Here is a 26216-nt window from a genome sequence, read left to right as displayed (position 1 = left end):
TTTCCTTTAAAACTCAGCAATTATGGATATAAGCAAATGGGCATTCAAAAACCGCAATCTGGTTTACTTCCTGGTGACCGTCCTGTTTGTAGGCGGCATCCTCTCCTGCTACCAGATGAGCAAGCTGGAAGACCCTGAAATAAAAGTGAAACTCGCCATGGTGGTAACCACCTATCCGGGGGCATCCGCCCACCAGGTAGAGCTGGAAGTGACGGATGTGCTGGAGAAAAGCATCCGCAGCATGGGCAATATAGATAATGTGGAAAGCTACTCGTACAACGACCTCTCCCTGATACAGGTAGAACTCACCACCATTACCCCGGACGATGAAGTGGAGCAGTGCTGGGACATGCTGCGCCGCAAGGTGAGCGACGCCTGCGCCCTGCTGCCCGACGGAGCGAGCACCCCCATCGTGAAAGACGACTTCGGCAATGTATACGGAATGTTCTACGCACTGACCGGTGACGGACTGTCCGACCGGGAGCTGTCCGACTACGCAGAGCTTATCAAGCGCGAAATAAGCGACATGACGGGCGTGGAACGGGTGGAACTGTACGGCAAACGTCCCGAATGCATCAACATCTCCCTGCTGCAAGACCGCATGGCAAACCTCGGCGTAAAGCCCGCCGAAGTCCTCGCCACCTTGAACGGACAGAACAAGACCACCTACAGCGGCTACTACGACAACGGCGACAACCGCATCCGCGTCACCGTCAGTGACAAGTTCAAGACAGTGGAAGATATAGGCAGCATGCTGATACAAGGGCATGACGACGACCAGCTCCGCATGCGCGACATCGCCCGCATTGAGAAAGGATACGAAGAGCCTACCCGCAACGAACTGTTCTTCGACAGCGAACGGGCGCAGGGAATCCTCATCGCAGCTTCCAGCGGTTCGGACATCGTGAAAGTGGGCGCTGCCGTAGAGAAAAAACTGGCGCAACTGAAAGAAAGCCGCCTGCCCGCAGGCGTGGAGTGCCACAAGGTATTCTATCAGCCCGAACGTGTGGGAGCCTCTTTGGGTACTTTCGTCATCAACCTGATAGAGTCCGTCATCATCGTTGTGGTAATCCTGATGCTGGCCATGGGTTTCAAGAGCGGAATCATCATCGGCATCAGCCTCATTGTCACCGTATTCGGTTCGTTCCTGTTCCTGTACACGGCGGACGGAACCATGCAGCGTGTATCGCTTGCCGCTTTCGTGCTGGCAATGGGTATGCTGGTAGATAATGCCATTGTCATCGTAGACGGAATACTGGTAGACCTGAAAGCCGGCAAAAACCGCATGGAGGCAATGACAGCCATCGGCCGCCAGACGGCAATGCCCCTGCTGGGCGCCACACTGATAGCCATCATCGCTTTCCTTCCCATCTTCCTGTCGCCGGACACTGCCGGGGTATACACCCGCGACCTGTTCATCGTACTGGCGGTGTCCTTACTGCTGAGTTGGGTGCTGGCGCTGGTGCACGTGCCGCTGATGGCAAACCGCAAGCTGCACCCTGCCGTTGAAGTCAGCGCCACCGGAAAGCGCGAATACAAGGGACGTACCTATGCCCTGCTGCGCACCGCCCTCTACTTCGGACTGGCACATCGCTGGAGCGTCGTACTGGCGATGCTCGCCCTGCTGGGACTTTCCATTTTCGGCTACGGCTACATGCGGCAGGGTTTCTTCCCCGATATGGTGTACGACCAGCTCTACATGGAGTACAAGCTGCCCGAAGGCAATAACTCCACCCGCGTGGCACGCGATTTAAGGGAGATAGAATCCTACCTGAAAACACGCAAGGAGATTACCCACGTCACCGCCTCTGTCGGCGGCACGCCGGGACGCTACAACCTGGTGCGCAGCATCGCCAATCCGTCCTTGTCGTACGGCGAACTGATTATAGACTTCACCTCTCCTGACGACCTGGTAGAGAATATGGATGAGATACAGGAATACCTGACACGGCGTTATCCGGATGCTTACATCAACCTGAAACGCTACAACCTGATGTTCAAGAAGTACCCTATCGAAGCGCAGTTTATGGGTCCCGACCCTGCCGTACTGCACCGCTTGGCCGACAGTGCGCGGTACATTATGGAACACACGCCGGAGGTCCGCCTCATCACCACCGACTGGGAACCGCAGATACCCGTACTCTCCATCGAGTACGACCAGGCAGCCGCCCGCGCGCTGGGTCTCAGCCGCAACGACGTAAGTATGTCCCTGCTTTCCGCCAACGGCGGCATACCCATCGGGTTCTTCTACGAAGGCATCCACCGCGACAACATCTACCTGAAATGTCTGGACGAGGAAGGAAAGCCGATAGAAGACCTCGGCAATACGCAGGTATTCTCCGCCCTGCCCTCGCTGAACGGACTGCTGAACGAGGAAACCATGGTGAAACTGAAGGCAGGTACACTGAGCAAGGAAGAACTGGTGGAAAGCCTCATGGGAAGCACCCCGCTGAAACAAATCAGCAAGCGCATCGACATCCGCTGGGAAGACCCCGTCGTACCACGCTATAACGGACAGCGCAGCCAGCGCGTGCAATGCTCTCCCGCTCCCGGCATAGAGACCGAAAAGGCAAGGCAGATTATCGCCCGTCGGATAGAACAGATAGAGCTTCCGCAAGGCTATACCCTGCATTGGCAGGGCGAGAAGAGCGCCAGCGACGAGTCCATGGAGTATCTGTTCAAGAACTTCCCGCTTGCCATCATCCTGATGATTGCCATTCTTATCATGCTGTTCAAGGACTACCGCAAGCCGATTATCATCTTCTGCAGTCTGCCCATGCTGCTTGTGGGAGTGGTGGCTGTGATGCTGCTTACAGACAAGACGTTCAACTTCGTGGCAATTGTGGGTACGCTGGGACTGATAGGCATGCTTATCAAGAACGGCATCGTGCTGATGGATGAAATCACCCTTCAGCTCAACCAAGGGGTAGAACCTATTACGGCACTGGTGGATAGTGCCCAAAGCCGTCTCCGTCCTGTGACCATGGCTGCGCTGACCACCATTCTGGGTATGATACCGCTGCTGCCCGACGCGATGTTCGGTTCGCTGGCGGCTTCCATCATGGGCGGCCTCACATTCGGAACGCTGATAACACTCCTGTTCATCCCTGTACTATACGCATTATTCTTTCATATAAAAAACGAACAATAATGAAAAAGACAACATTCATCCTCGCCGCCCTGCTCTCCGCTGCCTGCATCTCCGCCCAAGAGACGCTGACACTGGAACAATGCAGGGAAATGGCACTGAAATACAACAAAGAAATGGCAGCCGCCGCCAGACAAACGGAAAGTGCACGCTACACCGCAAAGAGCTATAAGGGCAACTTCTTCCCCAACTTCAGCCTCAGCGGTACGGGTATCTACAGTACATCAGACGGCAGCCTCGGCATAGCCGGCGGCAACCTGCCTACTTTCCTGCCCGATGCCACAGGGCAATTCCTTCCCAACAAGGGGTTCGCCTACTTCCCCGGAATAGACCTGAACTACAAGATAGGCATGGTATATATGGGCGGCATACAAGTGGAACAACCGCTCTACATGGGCGGTAAAATCCGTGCGGCATACAAAATGTCCCTGCTGGGTAAGGAAATGGCACAGTTGAGCGAAACGCTTACAGCCTCGGAAGTCATTGTAAAGACAGAGCAGGCATACGCACAAGTCATCAAAGCCAAAGAGATGAAGAAAGTGGCCGACAAATACAGTGCCGTGCTCACGGAACTGATGAAGAACGTGGAAAGCGCCCATAAACACGGACTCAAGCCCCAGAACGACGTGCTGAAAGTGCAGGTAAAGCTGAACGAAAGCGAACTCAACATCCGCAAGGCCGACAATGCGCTGCGCCTGGCCACCATGAACCTCTGCCACTACATCGGCAAACCGCTGACGGCAGATATACGCACTGCCGATACTTTTCCCGAAGTGGCACAGGACATCCGGCTACAAACAGCCGACATCTCCGCCCGCCCCGAATATGCCATACTGAACCAGCAAGTGGCCATCGCCAAGCAGCAGGTGAAATTGAACCGCAGCGAACTCCTGCCCAAAATCGGTGTGAAAGGTTCGTACGACTACATCCACGGCTTGGAAATCAGCGACCAGGACCTGTTCGACGGCGGCAGCTTCTCTGTGCTTCTGAACGTAAGCGTACCGCTCTTCCATTTCGGTGCAAACAGCAATAAAGTACGTGCAGCCAAAGCCAAACTGGAGCAGGCGCGCCTCGAACAGGAGAACATGAACGAACAGATGCTGCTTGAACTGGTACAGTCCGTCAACAACCTCGACGAAGCCCGGCTGGAAAGCACCATTGCCGAACGCTCCCTGCAACAGGCGGAAGAGAACATGAGAGTGAGCCGCAGCCAATACGACGTGGGACTGGAAACCCTGTCCGACCACCTGGAAGCGCAAGCTCTGTGGCAGCAGGCGTACGAAACCAAAGTCGACGCATGCTTCCGACTGTACCTGAACTACATCACTTATTTAAAGGCAACGGGAACGCTGCTGAAATGAAAACGTACATATATTACTAAAATGCAGATTACGGACAATTAGAAAATATATAAGGAGACCGACAAAGAATAAAATAACGGATACTCTTGCACCCTACCAACAAAATGTAAAATTATTTATTCGCCTTCCAAGCGACACTCCTTATACTCGACAGGGAAAATGTTTTATCAGAAGCATTTTCCCTGTTTTGCTGCTAACAAGCCCCGTTATACCGTCCCCCAGACATCCTTTCTATGAAAAAGCGCATTTTTTTAGTCGCCGTCCCGCTGATGAACCAGACTTCCGCTTCGGACAACAGCCTGGTGAAGTTACGCTTCCACCATACCCTGACCCGGATTGCCATCTACGTAAAAAGCGATGACAACACAACCGGAAAGCAAATCACGGCATTCTCCATCCGCGGAATGAAAAACGGTATCCTCACCTGCCATATCCCGGAAGACAGTAAAGACAAAGGATTCGGCTGGAGTTATCCCGCCCCCGCCGAAACGGAAACATTCACCGCCACCGCTACCCGTTTCGATATTCCGGATAACACCGCAACCCCCAAGGAACTGCTCGCAACCTTCTATCTGCTGCCTTACGGAACAGAGAGTGTCTTCAACCTCACCTACACCTACCAAGCCTATAATTCCGATAATACGGACATCACCCAGACTATCGTCCTGAGCAACCAGACACTGCCATCGACTGAAATGTGGACGGAAGGAGCTTCCATAAGTTATACCCTCGGCATCTCCCGGAAGAAAGTCACCGTAACAGCAGGCAGCCTTCCGACATGGAACACAGGAAGTACTGAAACGGTAAGCGAAACGGTTGTGATAAACTAAAAACGAAACGACATGAAACACCTATCTGCCAATATACTGCTTTGCAGCCTTCTCATCTGCAACGGATGTGACAACAGCCGAACCATACAACAATGGCTACGACAAACCTGGACAAGCTGAACGCACAATTGGGCAAAGCAGGCAGGTCGGCAAGAAATCTGTCAGTTGGTAAAAGACGTATATACCAGACCAGCACCGAATTCAGCCGACAACTCAGTTGGATTATCATCTGGGGATTTCTCGATGATTGGGACAGAATCGGCATCAAAGGGTATGATAAAAGTGCCGGCTACCTGATTTATCCCTTCTTTGCATTTTGACTAAAACAACGTGTTGGAGCATTAGGAAAAACACGTTTTTTTCTCATCACTCGTCACTTTCGCTTTCTATCCCTTTGTTTATGGGGCATTGAGTGGTGACGACCATTGTTATGACAAGAGGTTTTGTCAAAATATACTTGATAATTTCCTTTTAAACACGGAATTACACGGATAAATACGGATTTATTTTATCCTTTTTCCGTGAAATCCGTGTAATTCCGTGCCTAAAAAGAAAAAAACCGGGGAAACGCTCTCTTTATCCGCCTGCTTTTTCATACTTTATCCATTGACTAATATCGAAAAGCCATCGATAAAACTACGGAATGCTTATAGGAAAACCCCGTTTTGCAGTTGCGGGCCGCACGGGGGGCAATTGCGGGCTCTGCGGTTTCCATATGCGGGCTGTACAGCCCGCAGCTACGGGACGAAGAAAACAATACTCTATAACCGGGTTTTACCTACGGTATCTCTGCTTTATATCGCAGAGATACCGTAGAAAAACACCGGCAAACCGGATGCTCCGGGCCGGAGTTCGGAACGGTTGTCCAAGCACTTTTACTTATATTCGTCCCAGGCCCTGATAGCCAAATCGTCCGGTGTCATGGTGCAGAAGGCATTGATAAACGCACTTGCCAGACGTGCATTCGTTATCAGCGGAATATTGAGGTCGATAGCGGCGCGGCGTATTCTGTAACCGTTGTCCAACTCGCCCGCGGTGAGATTCTTCGGAATGTTCACCACCATATCTATCTCTTTTCTGTGCAGCATTTCGAGCGCCTGCGGGTGCATGTCGGGCTCGCTCGGCCAGTAGACACGGGTATTCTCCACCCCGTTCTCGGTAAGGAACTTGCTCGAACCGCCGGTAGCAAACAGTTTATACCCCTTCTTTTGAAGCATGCGGGCTGCGGAAAGCATGTCTACCTTCTGCTTCGGCGTACCGGTGGAGAGCAGGATATTCTTCTGCGGAATACGGTAACCCACCGAAAGCATCGCTTTAAGAATAGCGCAGGAAGTATCGCTGCCTATGCACCCCACCTCGCCCGTAGACGCCATATCCACGCCCAATACGGGGTCTGCCTTTTGCAGGCGGTTGAAGGAGAACTGAGAGGCCTTGATTCCTACATAATCGAGGTCGAACAGGTTCTTGTCCGGCTTCTGTACGGGGATGCCGAGCATCACTTTCGTAGCCAGTTCGATAAAGTTTATCTTGAGCACCTTGCTTACAAAGGGGAATGAACGCGACGCACGCAGATTACATTCGATTACCTTGATGTCGTTGTCCTTGGCGAGATACTGGATATTGAACGGGCCGGAGATGTTCAGCTCGCGGGCTATCTCGCGGCTGATGCGCTTGATGCGGCGCACCGTCTCCACATACAGTTTCTGCGGCGGGAACTGGATAGTGGCATCGCCGGAGTGCACACCTGCAAACTCGATGTGTTCGCTGATGGCGTAGGCAACGATTTCCCCGTTCTGCGCCACGGCATCCATTTCCACTTCCTTGGCATGCTCTATGAACTGGCTCACCACCACCGGATGTTTCTTCGAGACGTTTGCCGCCAGTTGCAGGAAGCGTTCCAGCTCTTCCCGGTTGGAGCAGACATTCATTGCCGCGCCCGAAAGCACGTAGCTGGGACGAACCAGCACCGGGAAGCCTACCTTATCGACAAAGGCGTTGATGTCTTCCAGCGAGGTAAGCGCACGCCATTCGGGCTGGTCTACGCCGATGCGATCCAGCATGGCGGAGAACTTGTCGCGGTCTTCGGCGTTGTCGATGCTCCTGGCGCTCGTACCGAGAATAGGCACGCGCTGCGCATCGAGACGCAAGGCGAGGTTGTTGGGTATCTGGCCGCCGGTGGATACGATGACGCCGTGCGGATTCTCCAGTTCGAGGATATCCATGACGCGCTCGAAGGTAAGCTCATCGAAATAAAGGCGGTCGCACATGTCATAGTCCGTAGATACGGTTTCGGGGTTGTAGTTGATCATGACGCTGCGGTAGCCTTCCTTGCGGATGGTGTTCAACGCCTGCACGCCGCACCAGTCGAACTCCACCGAGGAACCGATGCGGTACGCACCCGAACCGAGTACGACGATGGATTTACGGTCGCCCAGGTAATGCACGTCGTGGGCAATGCCGCTGTACGTCAGGTACAGATAGTTGGTACGGGCGGGATATTCGGCGGCAAGGGTGTCTATTTGTTTCACTACGGGCAGAATGCCTGCATGCTTGCGCAGGGCACGTATGGCAAGGATGGCGTCCTCACCGTCCATATACCGTTCCAGGCCGAAAGCGCGGGCTATCTGGAAATCGGAGAAACCCTGTATCTTGGCCCTGTGCAACAGTTCCCGCGCGGCTTTGTCATTCAGGAGGGAATGAAGCATCCTTTCACCGTGCACGGCTTCCGACGTACCTTCAACCTGTGCGGCTTCCGGTTCATCCTGCACCTTTTCAGAATATTCGTGCAGCGCCCTGCTGGTGTCCATTATATTCATCAGCTTTTCAAGGAACCAGCGGTCTATCTTTGTCAGCGCGTGCACCTGGTCTACGGTATATCCGGCACGGAAGGCCTTGGAGATAACGAAGATACGCTTGTCGGTAGGCTCGCGCAGCGCCTTGTCTATGTCGGGGATAACAAGCTCCCTGTTCTCCACGAAGCCGTGCATCCCCTGTCCTATCATGCGCAACCCCTTCTGAATGGCTTCTTCAAAAGTACGTCCGATAGCCATGACCTCGCCCACGGACTTCATGCTCGAACCCAATTCCTTATCTACACCATGAAACTTGCCCAAATCCCAACGGGGAATCTTGCAGACCACATAGTCCAGTGCCGGCTCGAAGAATGCGCCGGTGGTCTTGGTTACGGAGTTCTTCAATTCGAAAAGGCCGTAGCCCAATCCTAATTTGGCGGCAACGAATGCCAGCGGATAACCCGTTGCCTTAGAGGCAAGTGCGGACGAACGGCTCAAGCGGGCGTTTACCTCGATAACGCGGTAGTCCTCGCTTTCGGGGTCGTAGGCATACTGCACGTTACACTCGCCCACAATGCCGATGTGGCGGATGATGCGGATAGCCAGTTCGCGCAGTTTATGATAATCCGTATTGCTCAGTGTCTGCGACGGAGCAATCACGATAGACTCTCCGGTGTGGATGCCCAGCGGGTCGAAGTTCTCCATGTTGCACACCGTGATGCAGTTGTCGAAACGGTCGCGTACCACTTCGTACTCCACCTCTTTCCAGCCGCGCAAGGATTTCTCCACCAGCACTTGCGGGGAGAAAGAGAAAGCCTTTTCCACCAGTACGTTCAGCTCGTCTTCGTTGTCGCAGAAGCCCGACCCTAACCCGCCGAGCGCGTAAGCGGCACGGACGATAACCGGATAGCCCAGTTCCGCAGCGGCGCGGCGGGCATCCGCAGCATTCTCCACAGCCTCGCTCCGGATGGTCTTTACATTGATTTCGTTCAGCTTCTGTACGAATATCTCGCGGTCTTCCGTATCTATAATGGCCTGTACGGGCGTACCGAGCACCTCGACGCCGTATTTTCCGAAAACACCTTCCTTGTAAAGCTCCACACCACAGTTCAAAGCCGTTTGTCCGCCAAAGGCGAGCATAATGCCGTCGGGACGTTCTTTTTCGATAACCTTCTCCACGAAGTAAGGGGTTACAGGCAGGAAGTAAATCCGGTCGGCAACACCTTCCGAGGTCTGCACCGTGGCAATGTTCGGATTGATGAGGACGGTGTGGATACCTTCTTCCTTCAATGCCTTGAGCGCCTGCGAACCGGAGTAGTCAAACTCTCCCGCCTCACCTATTTTCAGTGCACCGGACCCCAGCAGCAGGACTTTCTTTATATTGTTCTCTTTCATTTGTCTTGATTTGATTGTACCAATAATTTGTTTTCACACGTATCCGAATCTTTTTCGATACCGATAAAACGGTTATAGCAGTTTCACGAACTCATCGAACAGAAATTCCGTATCCGTCGGTCCGCTGGCCGCTTCGGGATGAAACTGTGCGGAGAACCACGGATTGCGCTTATGGCGGATGCCTTCGTTGGAGCCGTCGTTCATATTGACGAAGAGCGGTTCCCAGTCTGCGCCCAGCGTGTTGCTGTCCACCGCATAGCCGTGGTTCTGCGAAGTGATGAAACAACGCTCCGTACCCACCATGCGTACGGGCTGGTTGTGGCTGCGGTGTCCGTATTTCAATTTGTATATTTCGGCTCCACCGGCTTTGGAGAGTAACTGATTGCCCATGCAGATGCCGAAGATAGGCAGCTTCTCGTTCTGCATCGCCTTGCGGATGTTCCGGACGGCGGCATCGCAGGTATCGGGGTCGCCGGGACCGTTGGAGATGAACAGCCCGTCGAACTCCAGTCCGTTGAAGTCGTAATCCCAGGGAACGCGGATTACTTCCACATCCCGTTTCAAGAGACAACGGATGATGTTGGCCTTGACGCCGCAGTCCACAAGGAGCACTTTCTTTCTGCCCTCGCCCGTGTTGTAGCGGATAACTTCCCTGCAACTCACCTTATCCACATAGTTTACACCCGCATAAGCAGCTTGGGGCACATTATCGGGATCGTCGTCAAAGACAATCTTGCCCATCATCACCCCGTGCTCGCGCAGCACTTTCGTCAACTCGCGGGTATCGATGCCCGTAATGCCCGGCACTTGTTCGCGTTTCAGCCAGTTGCCGAGGCTTTCCACGGCATTCCAATGACTGTAGTTACCGGAATAATCGCTTACGATAAGGGCTTCGGCGTGGATGCGTTCGCTCTCCATAAATACAGGCAGCCCGTCGGGGGCGAAGGTAAAAGGCGGCACACCGTAATTGCCCGCCAAGGGATATGTAAGCGTCATCAACTGTCCGGCATACGAAGGGTCGGTCAGGCTTTCGGGATAACCCGACATGGCAGTGTTGAACACCACCTCTCCCGCTACCGGCTTTTCATAACCGAACGACTTGCCGTGAAAACGGCTCCCGTCGTCAAGGATAAGAGTCACATTTCTCATATTCAGAATTGATATACTTGTTCTATGTAATTAATAAATGCCATGTTCAGCAACTTCACACCGCCCGGCGTGGGATAGTCACCGCTGAAGTACCAGTCGCCCCGGTGCCGCGGACAGGCTTCATGCAGGCCTTCAAGAGGCTGATATACAATCTGCACTTGGGCTTTCGTGCCTTTCGGAGTGAGCAGTTCCACCATTTTGGCGGAAATCTCTTCGTCGGTAAAGGGAGCGTATATCTCCTTTACGTAGTTCACCATCTGTTCTTTGGGCAGACTCACCTGTTCTTTGGACTTGCGGTAGGCGGATTCGATGACATCGCGCATCTCGCGTTCTTTCAGTAACTCGATGGCAGCCTTGAAAGCTATGAACTCGCTCATCTTCGCCATGTCGATGCCGTAATAGTCGGGATAGCGCACCTGCGGTGAGGAGCTTACAATTACTATCTTCTTCGGACCGAGGCGGTCGAGGATGCCGATGATGCTCTGCTTCAGGGTAGTGCCGCGCACAATGCTGTCGTCTATGATAACCAGATTGTCCGTGCCGGGCACGAGGCTGCCGTAAGTGATGTCGTACACATGGGCGGCAAGGTCGTTGCGACTGTTGCCCTCGGCAATGAAAGTACGCAGCTTAATGTCCTTAATGGCCACCTTCTCGCTCCGTATGCGGCGGGACAGGATACGCTCCAGCTCATCGTGGCTGGGGTTGTGTCCCAAAGCGGCAATCTGCCGCACCTTCTCCTCGTTGAGATAGTCGTCCAGTCCCTGCAACATTCCATAGAAAGCCACTTCCGCAGTATTCGGTATAAAGGAAAAGACGGTGTGGTCTATATCCTTGTCGATGGCTTTCAGGATGTTGGACACCAGTTTCTCACCCAACAGTTTACGTTCCTTGTAGATGTCCATGTCACTGCCGCGGCTGAAATAGATACGCTCGAAGGAGCAAGGCTTCACCTCGCGCGGCTTGTTGATTTGCACCGTGCGGAGCTTGCCGGCTTTGTTGATTAGCAAAGCCTGTCCCGGTTGCAGCTCCCTGATGCGGTCGGCTGAGACGTTGAGCGCGGTCTGGATGACGGGACGCTCGCTGGCAAGCACCGCTATCTCATCGTCCTGATACCAGAATGCAGGGCGGATGCCCCACGGATCGCGGACGGCGAATGTCTCGCCGCTTCCGGTAAGTCCGCACATCACATAGCCCCCGTCCCACTCCTTGCTCGAGGTGCGCAGGACGTTGGCGAGGTCGATGTGGTCTTCGATGTAATGCGTGATGTCCATGCCCGTCAGTCCTTCGGCTTCGGCAAGGTTGAAGAGGCGCTCCACCTCGCGGTCGAGCCGGTGGCCCACCTGCTCCAGCATGATATACGTATCGGCATACTTGCGCGGGTGCTGGCCGATGGCGGTGATGCGTGCGAAGATTTCATCCACGTTCGTCAGGTTGAAGTTGCCGCACAGGGCAAGGTTCTTGGCACGCCAGTTGTTCCGCCTGAGAAACGGATGCACGTACGAGAGGCCCGACTTCCCCGTGGTGGAGTAACGCAGATGCCCCATATACACCTCCCCCGCAAAGGGGAGCACGCGCTTGGCATAGCCGGCGTCGTGCAGTTGTTCTTTCGTAAGGTCTTTAAAGTTGCTTTGCACCGTGCCGAATATCTCGGTGATGGCTCCCGAACCGAGCGCCCGTTCGCGAAACATATATTCCTCGCCGGGGTTCGCTTCCAGTTTCACACAAGCCAGTCCGGCGCCTTCCTGCCCCCGGTTGTGCTGTTTCTCCATGAGAAGATAGAGCTTGTTCAGCCCGTACATCCATGTACCGTACTTTTCTTCGTAATACTCCAGCGGTTTCAGCAGGCGTATCATGGCGACGCCACATTCATGCTTCAGTTGTTCCATTTATATATTTACTAATGAGTTATTACTTCTTTTAAAAACGCGTTATTTATGTTCTGAGAACATATCATCTGTCAAGGGCAAACGCATTATCTGTTTTACCCATACACATCATCCGCTTCCGGTCATTCCACCGTTACCGACTTGGCAAGATTACGCGGTCGGTCTACATCCATGCCTTTACATACGGCTATGTGATAAGCGAGCAGTTGCAAGGGAACCGTAGTTATTAACGGGCCAAGACATTCCATTGTTTCGGGAAGTTCGATACAAATGTCAGCGATTTTACCGATAACCGTATCTCCCTTGGTAACAATCGCTATCACCCTGCCTTTGCGCGCTTTAATTTCCTGTATATTGCTCAGTACTTTTTCGTACAATCCGTTCTGTGTGGCAATAACCACCACCGGCATTTCCGCATCTATCAAAGCAATAGGCCCATGCTTCATTTCGGCGGCCGGATAGCCTTCCGCATGGATGTACGAGATTTCTTTCAGCTTCAAAGCGCCTTCCAACGCTACGGGATAACTGTAACCGCGTCCCAGATAGATAAAATTGTGTGCGTAAGTGAAGATTTTGGAAAGCTCCGCTATACGGTCGTTCAGCTTCAGCACCTCTTTCATCTTTCCGGGAATCTGTCCGAGTTCCCTCACTATGGCGAGGTATTGCGTTTCATCAATCGTACGCTTCTCCCGTGCAAGAGTCAATGCCAACATGGTGAGCACAGTTACCTGACCTGTAAAGGCTTTGGTGGACGCCACACCTATTTCCGGCCCTACATGAATGTAAGACCCCGTATTCGTAGCGCGCGGAATACTCGAACCGATAGCATTACAGATGCCATATATAAATGCACCACGGCTTTTGGCAAGTTCTATGGCAGCCAGCGTATCGGCTGTCTCCCCGCTTTGCGAAATGGCAATCACCACATCACTACTGTCAATCACCGGGTCCCGGTAACGAAATTCCGAAGCATACTCCACTTCCACCGGAATGCGGCAGAAACTCTCTATCAGATGTTTGCCTATAAGCGCAGCGTGCCACGACGTGCCACAAGCCACAATTACAAAACGTTTGGCAGCAAGCAGACGTTCCTTATAATCTATAATGGCGGAAAGCACCACGTTAGTACCCTCCAGATTAATGCGTCCGCGCATACAGTCATGAATACAATCGGGTTGCTCAAAAATCTCCTTCAACATGAAATGCGGATAACCGCCCTTCTCCAACTGGCCGAGATTGAGCGCCACCGTCTTTACCTCGTGCGGGCACTCCACATTCTTGAGATTCACCACTTTCAGTTTCTCCCCACAACGAATAACGGCTATCTCCTCATCTTCCAGATAGACCACCTTGTCCGTATATTCCACAATCGGAGTGGCATCGGATGCCAAGAAGAATTCATCCTGCCCGATACCCACCACCAACGGACTGCTTTTGCGCGCAGCAATAATCTCATCAGGATTCTCCCTGTCGAGCACGGCAATGGCATATGCACCGATAACCTCCTGCAAAGCCAGTTGCACGGCAGTCAGTAAATCGATGCGGTTTATAACCTGAATGTATTCTATGAGTTGTATCAGTACCTCGGTGTCGGTACTACTTTTAAAAGTATAGCCTTTGGCTTGGAGTTTGTCTTTAAGGGCGGCGTAATTTTCAATGATACCGTTGTGAATAAGAGCGAATCTTTCGGAAGAGGAATAATGGGGATGAGCGTTAACGGAACAAGGTTCTCCATGTGTAGCCCAGCGGGTATGTGCAATACCTATACTACCGGAAATATCTTTTTGAGTAACGAAAGTTTCTAAATCCGAAACCTTTCCTTTCGTCTTGTACACGTTCAGTTCTCGGTCATCACTGATTAATGCTACCCCTGCACTATCGTATCCGCGGTACTCCAACCGCTTCAAACCTTTGATAAGAATGGGGTAGGCTTTTCTTTGACCTATATAGCCTACTATTCCACACATAATATATCAGTATTTGATTTGCGCTGCAAAGATATATATTCTTTAGAACATAAAGTTAACCTTTTCACTATTTATTTGTCAAAAGAGTAGAAAAAAGTTATTTTATTATCAAAAAGACAAGGAAAATAATATTTTAAAAGCAAAAGGTCTAATTTATAATCTTAAAGCAAACAGACGAAATCTGATTTAAGATTAGAAGAAAACAAAGGGTATTTTCTATCAGATTATAACTTCATCCCCCGGTGTAAGTATTTAGCAAGGCACAAATCGAGGAATATTGTTATCAATTTGAAACTATATATATATATTTGCAAAACATTTTGATACAACAAATAGGTATTACATAAATTAGAGTAAACCAAAAATGGAAAACAAAGAGCTTTTTAACAACAAAACAAAGGAACAACCCGCACAACGACAGCCCATGCAGTTGGGCCTGTACGATGCCACCAATGAACACGACGCTTGCGGTGTGGGAATGTTAGTGAACATTCACGGCAGCAAATCACATGAATTGGTTGAATCCGCATTGAAAGTATTGGAGAATATGCGTCATCGCGGAGCGGAAGGTGCCGACAACAAGACCGGAGACGGCGCCGGCATCATGTTGCAAATACCGCACGAATTCATCCTGCTGCAAGGCATCCCCGTTCCCGAAAAAGGGAAATACGGAACAGGACTGCTTTTTCTTCCGAAAGATGAGAAAGACCGGGCAGCCATCCTGAGTATCATCATTGAAGAAATAGAGAAAGAAGGATTGACGCTGATGCACCTGCGCAATGTGCCTACCTGCCCCGAAATACTGGGTGAGGCCGCACTTGCCAACGAACCCGACATCAAACAAATCTTCATCACCGGATTTACGGACAGTGAAACCGCCGACCGCCGTCTCTATATAATAAGGAAAAGAATAGAAAACAAAGTACGCAGGTCGGATATAGCCGCACGAGAGGATTTCTATATCGTGTCGCTGTCTACGAAGAACATCATCTATAAAGGTATGCTCTCTTCCCTACAGTTACGTAACTACTTCCCCGACCTGACAAACAACTACTTCACCAGCGGACTGGCTCTGGTGCACTCCCGTTTCAGCACCAACACCTTCCCTACATGGGGACTGGCACAGCCGTTCCGTCTCTTGGCGCACAACGGTGAAATCAATACCATACGCGGTAACCGCGGCTGGATGGAAGCGCGTGAAAGCGTCCTGTCCTCTCCCGCCCTTGGCGACATCAAAGAACTGCGTCCCATCATCCAGCCGAACATGAGCGACAGCGCCTCGCTGGACAACGTACTGGAGTTCCTTGTCATGTCCGGCCTCAGCCTACCGCATGCCATGGCAATGCTCGTACCGGAATCCTTCAACGAAAAGAACCCCATCAGCGAAGACCTCAAGGCCTTCTACGAATACCACTCTATCCTCATGGAACCTTGGGACGGACCTGCCGCACTACTCTTCAGCGACGGACGCTATGCGGGTGGTATGTTGGATCGCAACGGTCTGCGTCCCGCACGCTACCTTATTACGCACAACGACATCATGGTAGTGGCAAGTGAAGTCGGCGTAATGGATTTCGAACCGGGCAACATCAAAGAGAAAGGTCGTCTGCAACCCGGCAAGATACTTTTGATAGATACCGAGAAAGGCGAGATTTACTACGACGGCGAACAGAAAAAGCAACTTGCCGAAGCCAAGCCCTACCGCACTTGGCTCGCCAGCAACCGCATCGAACTGAACGAACTGAAAAGCGGGCGCAAAGTGCCCCACAACGTGGACAACTATAACAGTATGCTACGTACGTTCGGCTTCTCCAAAGAAGATGTCGAGAAAATCATCCTACCCATGGCATCCAACGGCGCCGAGCCTGTCAGCGCAATGGGTAACGACACCCCGCTTGCCGTACTTTCCGACAAGCCGCAGCTACTATACAATTACTTCCGCCAACAGTTTGCGCAAGTCACCAATCCGCCTATCGACCCTATCCGCGAAGAGTTGGTAATGTCTCTCACCGAGTACATCGGCGCAGTGGGCATGAACATACTGACACCCAACGAAAGCCATTGCAAAATGGTACGGCTGAACCACCCCATCCTGACGAATGCGCAATTGGATATTCTCTGCAACATCCGCTACAAAGGCTTCAAGACCGTAAAGCTGCCGATACTGTTTGAAGTCTCCAAAGGACGTGCAGGACTGCAGGAAGCGCTTGACCGCCTGTGCAAGGAAGCCGAAGAGTCCGTCACCGAAGGCGTGAACTACATTGTACTGACCGACCGCAACGTAGATACCGTCCATGCCGCCATCCCCTCATTGCTTGCCGTATCGGCAGTGCACCACCACCTCATTTCGGTAGGAAAGCGCGTACAGACCGCATTGGTCGTGGAAAGCGGCGAGATACGCGAAGTGATGCACGCCGCACTGCTCCTCGGATTCGGTGCAAGCGCACTGAACCCCTATATGGCATTTGCCGTACTGAACGAACTCGTTGCCAAGAAAGAGGTACAGTTGGACTATGCCACCGCAGAGAAGAATTACATCAAAGCCATTTGCAAAGGCCTGTTCAAGATTATGAGCAAAATGGGTATCAGCACCATCCGCTCCTACCGGGGCGCAAAGATATTCGAGGCTGTCGGGCTGAGCGAAGAATTGAGCAACGCTTACTTCGGCGGATTAAAATCGGCTATCGGCGGCATCCGTTTGGATGAGGTGGCACGTGACGCCATCACTTTTCACGACGAAGGAGAAGCGATGAAAAAGGAAGAAACGCGCATGAAGAATGATGGTGGTGAAGCTCCCCTATTGCCGAACAAAGGACTGTACGCATACCGTAAGGACGGAGAAAAGCACGCTTGGAACCCAGAGACTATCAGTACCCTGCAAATAGCTACTCGTCTGGGCAGTTACAAGAAATTCAAAGAGTTTACCCGCTTGGTCGATGAGAAAGAAAAGCCTATCTTCCTGCGCGACTTTCTCGACTTCCGTCACAACCCCATTTCCATAGACAGGGTGGAACCGGTGGAAAGCATTCTGAAACGTTTCGTTACGGGCGCCATGTCTTTCGGAGCCATCAGTCAGGAAGCGCATGAGGCAATGGCGGTTGCCATGAATAAACTGCACGGGCGAAGCAATACGGGTGAAGGCGGTGAAGATGCCGCACGCTTCGGAACTGAAATGCGCAGTGCCATCAAACAGGTAGCATCCGGACGTTTCGGGGTCACTACGGAATATCTGGTGAATGCCGACGAAATACAGATAAAAGTGGCACAAGGCGCCAAGCCGGGTGAAGGCGGCCAGTTGCCGGGATTCAAAGTAGACCAAGTGATTGCCCGCACGCGCCACTCCATTCCAGGTATTTCATTGATTTCTCCCCCGCCCCATCACGACATCTATTCCATCGAAGACCTGGCACAGCTTATCTTCGACTTGAAGAACGTCAATCCGAAAGCCAAAATCAGCGTGAAGCTGGTAGCCGAAAGCGGTGTGGGAACTATCGCCGCAGGTGTGGCGAAAGCCAAAGCCGACCTCATCGTCATCTCCGGCGCCGAAGGCGGTACAGGCGCATCACCCGCAAGCTCCATCCGATATGCCGGCATCTCGCCCGAACTCGGACTGAGCGAGACGCAACAGACACTGGTACTGAACGGGCTGCGCGGACAAGTGCTGCTGCAAGTGGACGGACAACTGAAAACCGGACGCGACGTAGTACTCATGGCCATGCTCGGTGCGGAAGAATACGGTTTCGCCACCGCTGCCCTCATCGTATTGGGATGCGTGATGATGCGCAAGTGTAACCAAAACACATGTCCCGTAGGTGTAGCCACCCAGAACCCGGAACTGCGCAAACGTTTCATCGGCCGTAGCGAATACCTTGTGAACTACTTTACCTTCCTTGCCCGCGAAGTACGCGAGTATCTGGCAGAGATTGGAGTGGAAAAACTGGATGATATCATCGGGCGTACCGACCTCATCATCCGCAGACCGGATGACGGCATCAAGAAACATCAACTCATCAACTTCGACAAAGTACTGGCGCGTGTGGACAACGGAGCCGCCATCCGCCACATCATAAACCAGCAACACGGCATCGACCGCGTAAAAGACGTGGAAATGCTGAATGCCGCCGCCAATGCCGTAGACGAACAGAAAGAAGTTTCTCTCGAATATACCATCGCCAACACCGACCGCGCCTGCGGTGCGATGCTCTCCGGCGCTATCGCCGCCAAGTACGGCGCAAAAGGCCTGCCCGAACATACACTGAACGTCAAGTTCAAAGGCTCGGCCGGACAGAGTTTCGGAGCATTCCTCGTACCGGGTATCAACTTCAAGCTGGAAGGTGAGGCCAATGACTATCTGGGCAAAGGGCTGAGTGGCGGACGTATCGCCGTACTACCCCCTGTACGCAGCAACTTCGAGGCCGAGAAGAACACAATTGCCGGAAACACCCTTCTGTATGGTGCAACCAGCGGCGAAGTATATATCAACGGTCGCGTAGGCGAACGCTTTGCCGTCCGCAACTCCGGTGCAATAGCCGTTGTAGAGGGTGTGGGTGACCATTGCTGCGAATACATGACCGGCGGACGTGTAGTGGTGCTCGGACAGACGGGACGTAACTTTGCCGCAGGTATGTCCGGTGGTGTGGCCTACGTCTGGAACAAAGACGGAAACTTCGACTACTTCTGTAACATGGAAATGGTGGAACTAAGCCTCATTGAAGAAACCTCATACCGCAAGGAGTTGCACGAACTCATCCGCCAGCATTATCTCTACACCGGTTCCAAACTGGCGCGCATCCTACTCGATGACTGGACGCACTACGTAGACGAGTTTATCCAAGTAGTCCCTATCGAGTACAAGAAAGTGCTGCAAGAAGAACAGATGAAGAAGCTGCAACAGAAGATTGCGGATATGCAAAGAGACTATTAAATTAAAAATTGAGAATTAAAAAATACAGAATAGTGCGTACTTACAAATTCCACGTTCTTTTTAATTTTCGATTCTCTGAGTATTATTTCTTAATTTTCAATTTTTAATTCTCAATTTATCAATCATGGGCGATTCAAAAGCATTCTTAAATATCCCCCGCCAAGAAGCGGGCTACCGTCCGATACACGAACGTATCACAGATTTCAGCCAGGTGGAACAGACGCTGAACAGTCACGACCGCAAGCTCCAAGCCTCACGCTGTATGGAATGCGGTGTACCTTTTTGCCATTGGGCATGTCCGTTGGGCAACAAGCAACCGGAGTTTCAAGACGCACTCTGCAAAGGAAAATGGCGCGAAGCCTATCAAGTACTGAACGAGACGAATGATTTCCCCGAATTTACGGGACGTATCTGCCCCGCACTTTGTGAGAAGTCATGTGTGCTGAAACTCTCCTGCGATGCTCCCGTAACCATCCGCGAGAATGAGGCAGCCATTGCCGAAGCCGCTTTTCGTGAAGGATATATCGTGCCTGTCCGCCCCGAACGCAATGGCTGGAAAATAGCTGTCATCGGTGCAGGGCCTGCCGGGCTGAGCGTTGCCGCACGGCTGAATGCCCGTGGCTACGAAGTCACGATATTCGATTCCAAACCGATGCCGGGCGGACTGCTTCGCTACGGTATTCCCAATTTCAAACTACCCAAAGAAGTGATAGACCGTCGCATGAATGTACTGAAAGCCGAAGGTATCCGGTTTGAAATGGGTGTCTGCATCGATATGCAGAAGCTGCCCGCAGGTTTCGATGCTTACGCCGTCTGCACAGGCACTCCCACTGCCCGTGACCTTACCATCCCCGGCCGTGAACTGAAAGGTATCTACTTTGCCCTCGATATGCTGGCTCAACAGAACCGTATCCTCGACGGAGAGACATTCCCGAAAGAGCAGCTTGTCAATGCCCGTGGCAAACGGGTGCTTGTCATTGGCGGTGGCGACACAGGCTCGGACTGCATCGGCACGAGCATCCGCCAAGGAGCTACGAGCGTGACACAAATAGAAATCATGCCACAACCACCCGTAGGCCACAATGACGCTACGCCCTGGCCGCAATGGCCCGTTGTCCTGAAAACCACTTCCAGTCACGAAGAAGGATGCACACGCCGCTGGTCACTGGCATCCAACAGATTCATCGGCAAGAACGGAAAGGTTTGCGGCGTGGAAGTGGAAGAAGTGGAATGGCTTCCGGCAAAAGACGGTGGCCGCCCCACCATGAAACCTACGGGTAAGAAAGAAGTCATTGAAGCCGATATGGTGCTGTTGGCTATGGGCTTCCTCAAACCGGAACAGCCGACATTTGCAGAGAATGTATTCGTGGCGGGAGATGCCGCCAATGGTGCAAGTCTCGTAGTACGTGCACTGGCTGACGGTCGCAAAGTAGCCCGGCGGATTGACCAATACTTCAACCGGTAGTTTTGCGGCAACGAAAAAAGTTTCAAAGAGGGATACCAAGAGTTTCAACGCATGAAACTTTCTGTCCCCCGGTGTGAAACGACTCGTTTCAACGCTTGAAACAATCCGTTCCAACGGACGAAACTGCCAGTCTCACCCGATACAACTAACATCATCCCGATATCAACTTCTAAAACAACTACAACCATGTGTGGAATAGCAGGTATTTTCAACATAAAATCCCAGACTCCGGAACTCAGGAGTAAAGCTTTAAAAATGGCACAGAAAATCCGCCATCGCGGACCGGACTGGAGCGGTATTTATGTAGGCGGCTCCGCAATCCTTGCACACGAGCGGCTTTCTATCGTCGACCCTCAATCGGGTGGGCAACCTCTGTACTCGCCCGACCGCAAGCAAATCCTTGCCGTCAACGGTGAGATATACAACCACCGCGATATCCGTGCACATTACGCCGGAAAGTACACCTTTCAGACGGGTTCGGACTGCGAAGTCATCCTCGCCCTCTACAAAGACAAGGGCATCAATTTCCTCGAAGAACTGAACGGTATCTTCGCCTTTGCCCTCTACGATGAAGAGACGGACGATTACCTCATAGCCCGCGACCCCATCGGAGTGATACCTTTATATATAGGCCGCGACAAGGAAGGCCGCATCTACTTCGGCAGCGAACTGAAAGCTCTCGAAGGCTTCTGCGACGAGTACGAGCCTTTCCTGCCCGGACACTATTACCGGGGACGTGAGGGTAAAATGCACCGCTGGTACACTCGCGACTGGATGCAATACCTTGCCGTAAAAGACAACTATCATACTGGTTACCCTGACGTCAATGCCACAACCTACCAAACTCAGGTTTCTGCCGTACATGATGCCCTCGAAGCCGCCGTACAGCGCCAACTTATGTCGGACGTACCTTACGGCGTGTTGTTGTCCGGCGGGCTGGACTCTTCCGTAATCTCGGCCATCGCCAAGAAATACGCCGGAAAACGTATTGAGACGGACAACAAGGCAGATGCGTGGTGGCCTCAACTCCACTCTTTTGCAGTAGGCTTGAAAGGTGCTCCCGACCTCATCAAAGCACGTGAAGTGGCGCAATACATCGGCACTATCCACCATGAAATAAACTACACCATTCAAGAAGGGCTGGACGCCATTCGCGATGTCATCTACTTCATCGAAACCTACGACGTAACCACTGTCCGCGCATCCACGCCCATGTACTTGCTGGCGCGTGTCATCAAGAGCATGGGCATCAAGATGGTACTTAGTGGTGAAGGTGCGGACGAAGTATTCGGCGGCTACCTCTACTTCCACAAAGCGCCCACACCACAAGCCTTCCATGAAGAAACAGTACGTAAGCTCTCCAAACTGTACCTTTACGATTGCCTGCGCGCCAACAAGAGTCTTGCCGCTTGGGGCGTGGAAGGACGTGTCCCGTTTCTCGACAAAGAATTTCTGGATGTAGCCATGCGACTGAATCCTGCCACGAAGATGTGTCCCGGAAAAGAAATTGAAAAGAAAGTGGTTCGCGAAGCCTTTGCGGATATGCTGCCCGAAAGCGTCGCATGGCGTCAGAAAGAACAATTTTCTGATGGTGTGGGTTACAGCTGGATTGATACGCTGAAAGCTGTCACTGCCGCTGCCGTCAGTGATGAACAGATGCGGAAAGCCTCCGAACGCTTCCCCGTAAACACACCGATGAACAAAGAGGAATACTACTACCGCACTATTTTCGAGGAGCACTTCCCCAGCGAGAGTGCCGCCCGCAGTGTACCCAGCGTACCGAGTGTAGCCTGTTCCACCGCCGAAGCATTGGCATGGGACGTCTCATTCCAAGGGAAAAACGACCCTAGCGGACGCGCCGTTGCCGGTGTGCACGAAGAAGCCTACAAGGACTGAACCTTAAAAAAAGTAACCACACGGCAAATGCAACGGATTTTTAATATACTTTCTGTTTCATATTCGTAAGCTTATGCTACCTTTGCGAAAGAACGATGAAAATAATTAATTCTAAAGCCCATGAAACTGAAAAGCCTTATTATCACTTCCGCCCTGCTACTTGCCGCTTGTGGCTATACACAGGCACAGTCCACCCAAGTCATTGCTCACCGCGGCTTCTGGAAAACAGACGGTTCGGCACAGAATTCCATTGCCGCACTGGTGAAAGCCGACTCCATAAATTGTTACGGTTCCGAGTTCGATGTATGGCTCACCGCCGACAACCAACTTGTAGTAAACCACGATAGCACTTTCAAGGGAGTGAATATGCAGAAATCCACCGCACAACAGTGTACCGCCGTCATACTGGACAACGGAGAGCAACTCCCCACCCTGCGGCAATACTTGGAGAAGGCCGGACAACTGAAAACGCGCCTTATTCTGGAACTGAAATCCCACAAGACACCCGAACAGGAAACACGTGCCGTAGAAAGTATCGTGAAGATGGTGAAAGACATGGGATTGGAGAACCGCATGGAATACATCGCTTTCTCGCGACACGCCACCAAAGAATTTATCCGTCTTACCCCCAAAGGAACTCCGGTATATTATCTGGAAGGCGACCTCTCTCCCAAAGAACTGAAAGAATGGGGATGCGCCGGACCCGACTATCACTTCAGCGTATTCAAAAGACATCCCGAATGGATTAAAGAGTCCCACGACTTGGGCATGAAAGTAAATGCTTGGACCATAAACGATGCCAAAGACATGAAGTGGTTGATTGACCACGGTGTGGATTTCATCACTACCAACGTCCCCGTAGAACTGCAAGAAATATTACAGTAAAAGCATCAGCTTACAATACATTTAGAAAGTTATTACAGACAAGCTGCTTCATTATGAAAACAATGAAGCAGCTTTTATATTTCAAAAAGGTAGTAATAAGCGAATAAAACAATCATTTTTATTATTTCCCCGCAAGAGTGCGAGAGCATTATATTACAATCTTTACGAATATAGCATCATATACTTTTAAATTGAAAGGGAAATCATATATATTTGCACTGAATGAAAGCAGGAATAGAAATAAATAGAAAACAGATATCAATATAGATAAAAATCATCCAAAACGTCGTATATTTGCATTGAAATAAGACAAAAGGATATAGTCAACTAACCAAGTAAGTACAAAATGACAAGAAGCATAAAGTTTACCAAGATGCATGGCGCAGGAAACGACTACATATATGTAGACACTACCCGCTATCCTATCGAGAACCCGGAGAAACTCTCGAAGAAATGGAGCGCACCGCATACGGGAATCGGCAGTGACGGTCTGGTACTTATAGGGCGCTCCGACAAAGCCGATTTCAGCATGCGCATTTTCAATGCGGACGGTTCGGAAGCCAAGATGTGCGGCAATGCCAGCCGGTGCATCGGCAAATACCTTTATGACTACAAGCTGACTTCCAAAACAGAAATCACACTCGATACCCTGTCCGGCATCAAGATTCTAAAACTACACGCGACAGGCGATAAAGTAGACACTGTAACCGTTGACATGGGTATTCCGTCTGACGAACCCGTGAACTATGACGGCAAGGGGAGCAAGCCGATGACAGAACATCCCATCGAAATAGACGGCATACGCTATACGGGTACTACCGTATCCATGGGAAACCCGCATCTGGTAATCTTCGTGAACGACATTACGAAGGTAGACCTCTCCTCTATCGGCCCCAAACTGGAGAATCACCCTCTCTTCCCCGACCGCACCAATGTGGAGTTTGCCCAAGTATTGGAAGAGGGAAAGATAAGGATGCGCGTATGGGAACGGGGTTCGGGCGTCACCCGAGCCTGTGGAACAGGAGCCTGTGCCACAGCCGTAGCCGCTTTCCTCACAGGACGTGCCGGAAGAAAATCAATCATCGGCATGGATGGAGGAACACTCACCATTGAATGGGATATAGCCACCAAGCACGTCTTTATGACGGGAGAGGCAACCAAGGTGTTCGAGGGAGAGATGGAGACGGATGAAGAATTATGAATGAATATACGCTTTTGTGCCACATGGCAATTCTTCATTATTAATTCATCATTATTAAATAATTAAACCAACAGAGATATGGCATTAGTTAATGAACATTTTTTGAAACTGCCCGGAAGTTACTTATTTTCGGACATAGCTAAAAAAATTAATACTTTCAGGATAACGCACCCTAAAAAAGAAGTCATCCGTCTGGGTATCGGAGACGTTACCCGTCCGCTGCCGCAAGTTTGCATCGAAGCGATGCACAAGGCAGTGGATGAGATGGCTGATGCCAAGACATTCCGCGGATACGGTCCTGAACAGGGTTATGACTTTCTGATTGATGCCGTTATCAAACACGATTACGCGACACGCGGCGTTCATTTCAGCCCACAAGAAATCTTCATCAACGACGGAGCCAAGAGCGATACGGGAAACATAGGCGACATACTCCGCCATGACAACAGTGTGGGAGTAACCGACCCTATCTACCCCGTCTACATTGACAGCAACGTAATGTGCGGACGCGCCGGCATATTGGAAAAAGACGGCAAATGGAGCAATGTAACCTATATGCCCTGTACGGCCGAAAACAACTTTATCCCCGAAATACCGGACAAACGTATCGACATCGTCTACCTCTGTTACCCCAACAATCCTACGGGTACTACCCTTACCAAACCCGAACTGAAAAAGTGGGTGGACTATGCCCTTGACAACGACACGCTTATCCTATTTGATGCCGCCTACGAGGCTTTCATCCAAGAGGACGATGTGCCCCACTCCATATACGAAATAAAAGGGGCGAAAAAATGCGCCATCGAGTTCCGCAGTTTCTCAAAGACAGCCGGATTTACAGGCGTACGCTGCGGCTACACCGTAGTACCGAAAGAACTGACCGCCGCTACGCTGGAAGGTGAACGTATCTCCCTCAACAAACTGTGGAACCGCCGCCAATGCACCAAGTTTAATGGTACAAGCTACATTACCCAGCGTGCCGCCGAAGCCATCTACACCGCAGAAGGCAGACGGCAGGTAAAAGAAACGATTGACTACTATATGAACAACGCCCGCACCATGAAAGAAGGACTGGAAACATCCGGGCTGGAAGTGTACGGCGGTGTGAACGCTCCATACATCTGGCTGAAAACCCCGAACGACATAAGCTCTTGGCGGTTCTTCGAACAAATGTTGTACGAAGCCAATGTAGTGGGTACTCCGGGTGTAGGCTTCGGGCCAAGCGGTGAGGGATATATCCGCCTGACCGCTTTCGGCAAACACGAAGACTGTGTGGAAGCCATAAAACGCATCCGCAACTGGCTGAAATAAAAGTGA

The 26216-nt window shown here is 51.6% G+C and carries 14 protein-coding genes; 10 read left to right on the top strand and 4 right to left on the bottom strand.

The window, feature by feature from the left end:
• Nucleotides 1-22: 22 nt before the first annotated feature.
• The 4 genes from AB5903_RS11205 to AB5903_RS11190 all read left to right on the top strand — a co-directional run bounded on the left by AB5903_RS11205 (nucleotide 23) and on the right by AB5903_RS11190 (nucleotide 5659).
• Nucleotides 23-3151, top strand: coding sequence for an efflux RND transporter permease subunit (locus AB5903_RS11205; protein WP_022104437.1), 3129 nt, complete (start codon nucleotides 23-25; stop codon nucleotides 3149-3151).
• On the top strand, nucleotides 3151-4509 hold the full coding sequence (locus AB5903_RS11200; RefSeq protein WP_224200176.1) for a TolC family protein: 1359 nt from the start codon (nucleotides 3151-3153) through the stop codon (nucleotides 4507-4509). Before AB5903_RS11205 ends, AB5903_RS11200 begins: the two co-directional genes overlap by 1 nt.
• Before the next feature lie 233 nt (nucleotides 4510-4742).
• The gene (locus tag AB5903_RS11195) at nucleotides 4743-5339 is read left to right on the top strand and encodes a hypothetical protein (protein ID WP_368117845.1); all 597 of its coding nucleotides are present in this window, start codon (nucleotides 4743-4745) and stop codon (nucleotides 5337-5339) included.
• A gap of 92 nt (nucleotides 5340-5431) precedes the next feature.
• Complete coding sequence (locus AB5903_RS11190; protein ID WP_117666554.1) at nucleotides 5432-5659, top strand: hypothetical protein; 228 nt, start codon at nucleotides 5432-5434, stop codon at nucleotides 5657-5659.
• 555 nt (nucleotides 5660-6214) lie between these two features.
• Here AB5903_RS11190 and carB read toward each other — a convergent pair.
• The 4 genes from carB to glmS form a co-directional block, all read right to left on the bottom strand.
• Nucleotides 6215-9526, bottom strand: a complete 3312-nt coding sequence (gene carB, locus AB5903_RS11185; RefSeq protein ID WP_272709821.1) for a carbamoyl-phosphate synthase large subunit — start codon at nucleotides 9524-9526, stop codon at nucleotides 6215-6217.
• Nucleotides 9527-9598: 72 nt separating this feature from the next.
• A complete protein-coding gene (gene carA / locus AB5903_RS11180; protein WP_005656722.1) occupies nucleotides 9599-10675 on the bottom strand; it encodes a glutamine-hydrolyzing carbamoyl-phosphate synthase small subunit in 1077 nt (358 codons plus the stop codon).
• A 2-nt stretch (nucleotides 10676-10677) separates the two neighbouring features.
• A complete protein-coding gene (locus AB5903_RS11175; protein WP_117666558.1) occupies nucleotides 10678-12561 on the bottom strand; it encodes an amidophosphoribosyltransferase in 1884 nt (627 codons plus the stop codon).
• Between the two features lie 122 nt (nucleotides 12562-12683).
• Nucleotides 12684-14528, bottom strand: a complete 1845-nt coding sequence (glmS, locus tag AB5903_RS11170; RefSeq protein ID WP_117857937.1) for a glutamine--fructose-6-phosphate transaminase (isomerizing) — start codon at nucleotides 14526-14528, stop codon at nucleotides 12684-12686.
• A gap of 364 nt (nucleotides 14529-14892) precedes the next feature.
• Between glmS and gltB the strand changes: the two genes are divergently transcribed.
• From gltB to AB5903_RS11140, 6 genes are all read left to right on the top strand, one after another.
• Nucleotides 14893-19452, top strand: a complete 4560-nt coding sequence (gltB, locus tag AB5903_RS11165) for a glutamate synthase large subunit (protein WP_117667092.1) — start codon at nucleotides 14893-14895, stop codon at nucleotides 19450-19452.
• Nucleotides 19453-19576: 124 nt separating this feature from the next.
• Nucleotides 19577-20917, top strand: a complete 1341-nt coding sequence (locus AB5903_RS11160) for a glutamate synthase subunit beta (protein ID WP_005656729.1) — start codon at nucleotides 19577-19579, stop codon at nucleotides 20915-20917.
• A 186-nt stretch (nucleotides 20918-21103) separates the two neighbouring features.
• Nucleotides 21104-22813, top strand: a complete 1710-nt coding sequence (gene asnB / locus AB5903_RS11155) for an asparagine synthase B (protein ID WP_005656730.1) — start codon at nucleotides 21104-21106, stop codon at nucleotides 22811-22813.
• A 120-nt stretch (nucleotides 22814-22933) separates the two neighbouring features.
• Nucleotides 22934-23698 carry a glycerophosphodiester phosphodiesterase family protein gene (locus tag AB5903_RS11150; protein WP_005656732.1) on the top strand — a complete coding sequence of 255 codons (765 nt, stop codon included), beginning with the start codon at nucleotides 22934-22936 and terminating at the stop codon, nucleotides 23696-23698.
• A 346-nt stretch (nucleotides 23699-24044) separates the two neighbouring features.
• Nucleotides 24045-24899 carry a diaminopimelate epimerase gene (gene dapF / locus AB5903_RS11145; protein WP_005656734.1) on the top strand — a complete coding sequence of 285 codons (855 nt, stop codon included), beginning with the start codon at nucleotides 24045-24047 and terminating at the stop codon, nucleotides 24897-24899.
• Nucleotides 24900-24977: 78 nt separating this feature from the next.
• The gene (locus AB5903_RS11140; RefSeq protein WP_005656736.1) at nucleotides 24978-26210 is read left to right on the top strand and encodes an LL-diaminopimelate aminotransferase; all 1233 of its coding nucleotides are present in this window, start codon (nucleotides 24978-24980) and stop codon (nucleotides 26208-26210) included.
• Nucleotides 26211-26216 lie beyond the last annotated feature (6 nt).

This window comes from Bacteroides sp. 2201st1_D9_2201SCRN_220225 (assembly GCF_040928965.1).
Taxonomy (GTDB): Bacteria; Bacteroidota; Bacteroidia; order Bacteroidales; family Bacteroidaceae; genus Bacteroides; species Bacteroides stercoris.
The sequence above is the reverse complement of the archived record's forward strand: the minus strand, read 5'-3'. Positions and strand labels throughout refer to the sequence as shown.